We start from the raw sequence: 7056 nt of genomic DNA on the forward strand, positions 1-7056 counted from the left end.
TGTTGGAGCACAAAAGTCGTGATTGCCCTGATTGTCACCCCGGAAGGCTTTCCTCCGGCCTATGAGGTCATGCCGGGCAACACCAGTGACAAGACGACCCTCTCCGATTTCCCAAGCAAGATCGAGGAGCAATACGGGAAATTCGACCGTGTCTGGGTCATGGACCGAGGCATCCCGACCGAAGAGACTCTCGGAAAGATGCGAAGCTCCAAGACCCCCATTCATTTTTTGAGAATTTATTTTCCTCTTAATTTCTTCTTGGAAACACCGCAAGCGGATAGTCTTTTATCATCGAGACTTCAAATCTGAAACCGTACAGAATGGCATCTGTCTGCCCAGACACCTGGCTGCAGGATTCTTATTTCTTAAAAAACAGCGAAAAAACTGGAAAACCACTTTTTTCTGAGATACAATTTGAAACCTTTACCGGATGTATAACTTTATGGGCAAAACCTCTTTCGATGAAACGGTTTATTTATAAAACAGAAGTTACCGTAGGATTAATCGTAGGGGCGATCCTGACCCTGGCCATCTCCGGTTCAATCGATCTCTTTCTCCCTCTCAAATCCGGGGGGTGGTCAGAGGCCGTCCGGAAGAGCATCCATGCCTTTCTCGGCCCTCCATGGGAGAATCTTCTCCCCGTTCAAATCGCCTTCGGCGCCATAGCAATCTTCATCATCACCGGCCTGGGCGCCCTGATCGGGGCCTTGTTCGCTTTAATGCTCTCAGGATTTTTCAGGAAGATGTTCCATCTATTGGAGAAACACGAAGATGAATAAATGCCCAGGCGGCAGCTTATATCACGTCTGATTCCGAGCCATGGGGTTCGGTATCATGACCGCCTATCTTAGGCCCTTACGGGGCCTTCCTGCCGGGATGCACCAGGGGAACGAAGCGGACCGGGAGGAGGGTTTCTCTCTCTGTTCCGGTCGGCGTCTTGGTGATCCGGATCAGGTACTGGATGAAATCCGAGCCGCCCACTGGGATGCAGAGCCGTCCCCCCACTTTGAGCTGGTCGATGAGCGGCTGAGGGATCTCCCCGGCAGCGGCCGTGACCATGATCGCGTCGAAGGGCGCCTTGTCCGGCCAACCCAGGTAACCGTCGCCGATACGACAGGTGATGTTCCTGTATCCCAATTCCTCAAGCCGGCTCCTTGCCTTTTCACCCAGATCCGGGATCAACTCGATGGTATAGACCTCCCGCACGATCTCAGCAAGCACTGCGGCCTGGTACCCCGAACCGGTCCCCACCTCAAGGACCCGGTCATCAGGGGACAGTTCCAGGACCTCGGTCATGAAGGCCACGATGTAGGGCTGGGAGATGGTCTGTCCCATCCCGATGGGGAGCGGTCCATCTGCGTAAGCAAGATACCGATAGGCCGGAGACACGAAGAGATGTCTCGGGACATTGGACATGGCCCTGAGGACCCTCTCGTCCCTGATCCCGCTGCCGAGGATCTGCTCCTGCACCATCCTTTTTCTGGCCTCGGCATACTCCCCGGATAGGCCATGTCTCTTGATCTTCTGGTTGATGGGCGACCCGCCCAAGCCGGCAAAAAGGAAGAAAAAAAATAGAGGGAAAAAACCCAGATACCTCATAACGATTCCCCCCTTCCGTTATCTTGTATCATAATGAATTTACCGCAGAAATGCGGGGATGGCAAGGAGGAGAGAAGGGGTCGGACCCTCTGAACAGGGCCCGACCTTTTTTGATTGACTTGATTTAGGATAACGAGCGTTTGCGTGCGAGGCCGATCAGCCCGATAAGCCCGCTCCTGATCAGGAAGAGAGACGAGGGCTCGGGCACCGGAGTCATCACCTGCGATCTGAAACGCTCCATACCGGTGGTGCTTCCCGAATAGCCAGCCAGTGAGCCGCCGGGCGCGCCGACGAAATCAATCCGATAGGTGATGTCGAAGAAACTATCTACAGCCCAGTTGCCGCCCGTCTGTGTCAGGGTGTTGTGGCCGGGACTCGGCATGCCGAAACCTGTTCCACCACTGATCCGCAATAAGTCAAAGTCGGGATCGCCGAGAATCTGGCCTTGCAAATATGTTGCGTCGCTGTTAAACGATTGTACAGCCAGACCGGGTGTGCGGGGGTCGTTATGTACCACCATGAACATGGGGATGGTGAGTATGGTGCTGAACCCGGACAGGCTGCCCGTTCCGGTCAGCGAGAGCGATAACATTTCCGTGTGGCATCCGGTTGCAGGGTGGTGGGCAGGCGCCAGCCACTGAACCCGCCCACGGTCAGGCCTGACGCCCAAGCGTTGGCTTGTGACCAGTCCATGAAGCCGTTAGCGTTGGCATTCGCCAGCCAGGTAATGTTGAGGTCGGTGTCGTAGACGGCCAGGCCGCCCAGGCGCGAAACCAGCGCTGCATTGGCCGCGCCCGAAACCCCCAGAATGATAATAATTAACAGTACTTGAACGCGTTTAATCATGACTTTTCCTCCTATTGGCTTTTAATCCGGCGTGAATCATAGCCCATCTATGATTGTCTGCCGGATGACATATTCTCCTTACATATCCGGATGTTGGGCAACCCTTTCGCCGGATGCCCCTCTATAGGATTGCCTGATTAAAACAAGTAACCTTTCCGCTATGATCAAAAAGATTATTCTGATCAAATAGATTGCCTATTTTAATGGTATAGTGGTTTTTTGCGGGCAAAAGTCACAAATTTTATGTTTAAAGCGCTTGACAATGAGTTTAGGATATGCTAATTTCTCCATACTTTATAAGATATGTCCCTTGTCAAGGGGCGCATATCGTGATTTAGAGGAGGGAAGAAAGCGTGCTCGGGCTTTCTCTATATCAGATACTTCCAGCCGTATTCCTCATCTTATTTCTCATGTGGATTCTGAACCTTCTTTTGTACCGCCCCATGCTGAAAAACATGGATCAGCGCAAGGAGATCATTGATGGGGCCGTCCGGGATGCAAAACATGCCGACCAGAAGTTGAAACAATTGCAGGAGGAATACGAGCAGGCCCTTCAGCAGGCCAGGAGGGATGCCAAGAACATATATAACAAGATTCACGAGGAGGCTTCCGCCGAAGAAAAGGAGATCCTGCAACAGGCCCGATTGAAGGCTGAAAAACTCATGGCAAAGGCCATGACCGACCTGGAAAAGGATTTCGACTCTGCAAAAGAAGAGCTTCGGTCCTATGTAGAATCCTTATCCCGCGAGATATGCGTGAAGATCTTGGGAAGGGCTTTGTGATGATCGTTTTAAAATCTACTGCATCTGGACATTCCATGTTCAGGAGGGTACAGAACATCCTTCTTCCGATCTTGCTTCTGCTGGCGGTTTCCGGTTTGGCGGCAGCTTCGGGAGGAGAGGGAGGCCATGAGGAATTCCCATCCATCTTCTCTACGGCTATGCTCTGGCGGGTCATCAACTTTGCAGTGCTTTTTGGTTTTCTTTATAAGGTGACGTCCGGCCCTGTCCGCAATTTCATGGCCGCCCGCAGCGGGCAGATCCAGTCCGCTCTGGAACAAGCCAAGCAAAGCAAGGAGGATGCCGAGGCGAGGTACAAAGAAATCACAGGGCGTCTGGCGGGCCGGGACCAGGAATTTGAAGAGATCCGCAGAACCGCTGTCGCCAATGCAGAAAAACTCAAGGAGCGCATCATGGAGGAGGCGCATGAAAAGGTGAATAAAATAGAAGAGAAGGCCAGAGAGTCCATCCGGCAGGAGATCAAGAAAGCAAAAGAAAGCCTGAAGCAGGAAGCGGTGGATCTGGCCCTGAAACTTTCCGAAGAGAGGCTTTTAAAAGAGATCTCATCGAGCGATCATAAACGATTTGTTGCCTCGTATTTAAACGAGATGAAGGGTTAAGGAGGATCGGTTCTCTTGAGTGACGCAGTCGTTTGCAGAAGATACGCCAAGGCCCTGGCCGACCTCGCGGTCGAGGAAGGGTCGGTCGATCAGATGGTGCAAAACCTCGGTAAAACCGTCCGGATGATCGTTGAGAACAGAAAATTAAAGAACTTCCTGTTTAACCCGGTATCTAAGAAGGAGAACAAACAGAAGCTTATAGACGAGGTTTCCGCTGAATTGAAAATCAGCGGGCTTCTTAAAAAGTTTTTGAACCTTCTGGCCAGGAACGACCGGCTTCCTCAGATCGAGGGAATCTATAGGGAACTTGTCCATTTTGCAGACCAGATCGGAAACCGGGCCGAGGCGGAGGTGATGACGCCCGTTGCCCTTGCCGATGAAGACAAGGAGAGGCTCAGGTCCAAGTTGGAGGGTATGACGGGAAAGCATATCTATCTGAAGCTGAAGGAGGACCCCCGGTTGATCGGAGGGATCATTACCAGAATCGGAAGCGTGGTCTATGATGGAAGCATCAGGTCGCAAATGGCGAAACTTAAGGAACAAATTACAAAGGGGTAAGGGAACATGGATATCAAGGCTGCCGAAATCAGTGAACTGATTAAAAAACAGATCTCCGAATTTGAAACAGGCATCGACGTTGCCGAAGTGGGCGCCGTCATCAGCGTAGGGGACGGTATTGCACGCGTCTTCGGCCTCGAGAACTGTATGTCCGGCGAATACCTGGAGTTTACCGGCGGGATCATGGGGATTGCCCTGAATCTTGAGCAGGACAACGTCGGCGCCGTGCTTCTGGGAGATGACACCCATATCAAGGAAGGCGACATGGTCAAGCGGACCGGACGGATCGTCGAGGCGCCTGTGGGTGACGCCATGCTCGGCCGCGTGGTGAATGCCCTGGGCCAGCCCATTGACGGGAAGGGACCGATTGAGTGCAAGGAGACCCGGAAGATGGAAATCAAGGCGCCGGGGATCATCGCACGCCAGCCCGTGAAGGAGCCCCTGCAGACCGGGATCAAGGCCATCGACTCCATGATCCCCATCGGAAGAGGCCAGCGTGAACTGATCATCGGCGACAGGCAGACGGGGAAGACGGCCATAGCCGTGGACACCATCATCAACCAGAAGAACACCGATGTCTTCTGCATCTATGTGGCCATCGGGCAGAAGCGGTCCACCGTGGCCCAGGTGGTGCAGAAGCTTGAGGAATACGGGGCCATGGATTACACCATCGTGGTGGCGGCCACGGCCAGCGAGCCGGCGCCGCTCCAGTATATTGCGCCTTACATGGGGTGCACCATCGGCGAGTACTACCGGGACAGCGGACGGCATGCCGTCATCTTCTATGACGACCTTTCAAAACAGGCCGTTGCCTACCGGCAGCTTTCGCTGCTGCTCAGACGCCCGCCGGGCCGCGAGGCCTATCCGGGCGATGTCTTCTACCTTCACTCCCGGCTCCTTGAAAGAGCGGCCAAGATGAGCGAAGACAAAGGCGGCGGTTCCCTGACTGCACTGCCCATCATTGAGACCCAGGCTAATGACGTCTCCGCCTACATCCCGACCAACGTGATCTCCATCACCGATGGACAGATTTTCCTGGAGTCCAACCTTTTCTATTCCGGCATCCGGCCGGCCGTGAACGTGGGCCTTTCGGTCTCCCGTGTGGGCGGCGCCGCACAGATCAAGGCCATGAAACAGGTGGCCGGCCGACTCCGTCTGGATCTGGCCCAGTACCGCGAGCTCGCGGCCTTCGCCCAGTTCGGAAGCGATCTGGACAAGGCCACCCAGCAGCAGTTGAACCGAGGGGCCAAGACCGTGGAGATCCTCAAACAGGGTCAATATGTTCCCATGCCCGTGGAAATGCAGATCATCAGTATCTTTGCAGCCTCACGAGGTTATCTGGATGATATCGCTATAGACCAGGTCACGAAATTCGAAAAGGACCTGCACAAGTTTGTAGAAGAGAGGCGCCCCGAACTTCGAGAGGAGATTCTGAAGAAGGGAAGCATCGACAGCGGCCTTGAGGCCGGGATCAAGAAGGTGATCGAAGAGTTTAAGAGCGGATTCAACGTATAAATTTAAACTGAACAAGAGAGGAAAAATTCCTAAGAAATGGCCAGTCTACGCGACATCCGGAGGCGGATCGCCTCCATTAAAAATACACAGCAGATTACCAAGGCCATGAAGATGGTGGCTGCGGCCAAGATGAAGAAGGCCCAGGGCGCCATATTGTCGGCACGCCCCTATGCCAAGAAGATGCATACGGTTTTATCCAGTCTGGCCGCACGGACCGGCGAAGAGGCCCATCCGCTCCTCAGGGTTCGAGAGGAGGACCGGGTGGGGATGATTGTTCTGACCTCGGACCGGGGTCTCTGCGGCGGATTCAACACGGCCATCTGCCGTCAGGCCCTGCAATTTCTTAAAGAACAAAAGCAAAAGCAGAACCAGGTCACCCTGTATGTGATCGGAAAGAAGGGGAGAAATTTTTTCAAGAGCCGGGGCATCAGCATGGACAAGGTCTTTGTGGACATCTCAGGAAAAGTCCAATATAAAGATGCCGCGGAAATTGCCGGTGAGATGGTCGGACAATTTGAGAAAGAAGATCTGGACGTCATCTATATCGTATATAACGAATTCAAGTCGGCGATCTCACAGAGGGTGGTCGTGGAACGCCTGCTGCCCGTGGAGCCGCTCGAGATCACTCCCGAAATGAATGCCGTTGAATATCTTTACGAACCCTCTGAGCAGGATGTCCTCACCCATATCCTGCCGAAATATGTGGAGACTCAGGTCTTTCGCGCCTTCCTGGAATCTGAAGCCAGTGAGCAGGGCGCGCGCATGACCGCCATGGATTCCGCAACCAACAATGCCAGAGATATGATCCGCCTCCTCACGCTCAATATGAATAAAGCAAGGCAGGCCCAGATCACCAAGGAGATCTCCGAAATTGTGGGAGGCGCAGAGGTGCTGAAATAATTCAGGTTCATCTCCAAAAGAGTGGTTGAAATAATCAGGGGTCAAGGATTCCGGGGGGCAAGTGAAGTGCTAAAAACATAAGGGGCCGAGGGGCCAAGGATTCAAGGGGTCGAGTGAAGCTAAAAACATCAGGGGTCAAGGGTTCCAGTGTTTATCTCTGAAAATTTTGCTTGCGTTTCAGTATTTCACTTCAATCCTTGAACCCTGGAACCCTTAAACCCTTTTTACCCACTAGATGG

Annotated in this window: 9 protein-coding genes and 1 pseudogene; 7 read left to right on the forward strand and 3 right to left on the reverse strand. The window is 53.3% G+C overall.

Going from position 1 to position 7056, the window contains the following annotated elements:
- Both AUK29_00340 and AUK29_00345 read left to right on the forward strand, forming a co-directional pair.
- Nucleotides 1–309, forward strand: a pseudogene (locus tag AUK29_00340) (hypothetical protein).
- 152 nt (nucleotides 310–461) lie between these two features.
- Nucleotides 462–779, forward strand: a complete 318-nt coding sequence (locus AUK29_00345; protein ID OIP66617.1) for a hypothetical protein — start codon at nucleotides 462–464, stop codon at nucleotides 777–779.
- A 76-nt stretch (nucleotides 780–855) separates the two neighbouring features.
- Here the strand turns inward: AUK29_00345 and AUK29_00350 are convergent, their stop codons facing one another.
- The 3 genes from AUK29_00350 to AUK29_00360 form a co-directional block, all read right to left on the reverse strand.
- Nucleotides 856–1533: a protein-L-isoaspartate O-methyltransferase gene (locus tag AUK29_00350; GenBank protein OIP66625.1), complete on the reverse strand. Its 678-nt coding sequence runs from the start codon at nucleotides 1531–1533 to the stop codon at nucleotides 856–858.
- 190 nt (nucleotides 1534–1723) lie between these two features.
- A complete protein-coding gene (locus AUK29_00355) occupies nucleotides 1724–2191 on the reverse strand; it encodes a hypothetical protein (protein OIP66618.1) in 468 nt (155 codons plus the stop codon).
- Entirely contained in the window at nucleotides 2173–2445 is a 273-nt protein-coding gene (locus AUK29_00360; GenBank protein OIP66619.1) for a hypothetical protein, read from the reverse strand. Before AUK29_00360 ends, AUK29_00355 begins: the two co-directional genes overlap by 19 nt.
- Before the next feature lie 353 nt (nucleotides 2446–2798).
- Here AUK29_00360 and AUK29_00365 point away from each other — a divergent pair, with 353 nt between their 5' ends.
- Genes AUK29_00365 through AUK29_00385 form a run of 5 tightly spaced genes read left to right on the forward strand, consistent with a single transcriptional unit; the run spans nucleotide 2799 to nucleotide 6817 of the window.
- Nucleotides 2799–3227 carry an ATP synthase F0 subunit B gene (locus AUK29_00365; protein ID OIP66620.1) on the forward strand — a complete coding sequence of 143 codons (429 nt, stop codon included), beginning with the start codon at nucleotides 2799–2801 and terminating at the stop codon, nucleotides 3225–3227.
- Between the two features lie 35 nt (nucleotides 3228–3262).
- Entirely contained in the window at nucleotides 3263–3844 is a 582-nt protein-coding gene (locus AUK29_00370) for an ATP synthase F0 subunit B (GenBank protein ID OIP66621.1), read from the forward strand.
- Between the two features lie 15 nt (nucleotides 3845–3859).
- On the forward strand, nucleotides 3860–4402 hold the full coding sequence (locus tag AUK29_00375) for an ATP synthase F1 subunit delta (GenBank protein OIP66622.1): 543 nt from the start codon (nucleotides 3860–3862) through the stop codon (nucleotides 4400–4402).
- 6 nt (nucleotides 4403–4408) lie between these two features.
- Nucleotides 4409–5917: a F0F1 ATP synthase subunit alpha gene (locus tag AUK29_00380; protein OIP66623.1), complete on the forward strand. Its 1509-nt coding sequence runs from the start codon at nucleotides 4409–4411 to the stop codon at nucleotides 5915–5917.
- 36 nt (nucleotides 5918–5953) lie between these two features.
- Nucleotides 5954–6817 carry an ATP synthase F1 subunit gamma gene (locus tag AUK29_00385; GenBank protein ID OIP66624.1) on the forward strand — a complete coding sequence of 288 codons (864 nt, stop codon included), beginning with the start codon at nucleotides 5954–5956 and terminating at the stop codon, nucleotides 6815–6817.
- Nucleotides 6818–7056: the final 239 nt, after the last annotated feature.

It is taken from the genome of Nitrospirae bacterium CG2_30_53_67, assembly GCA_001873285.1.
Classification (GTDB): Bacteria; CG2-30-53-67; CG2-30-53-67; order CG2-30-53-67; family CG2-30-53-67; genus CG2-30-53-67.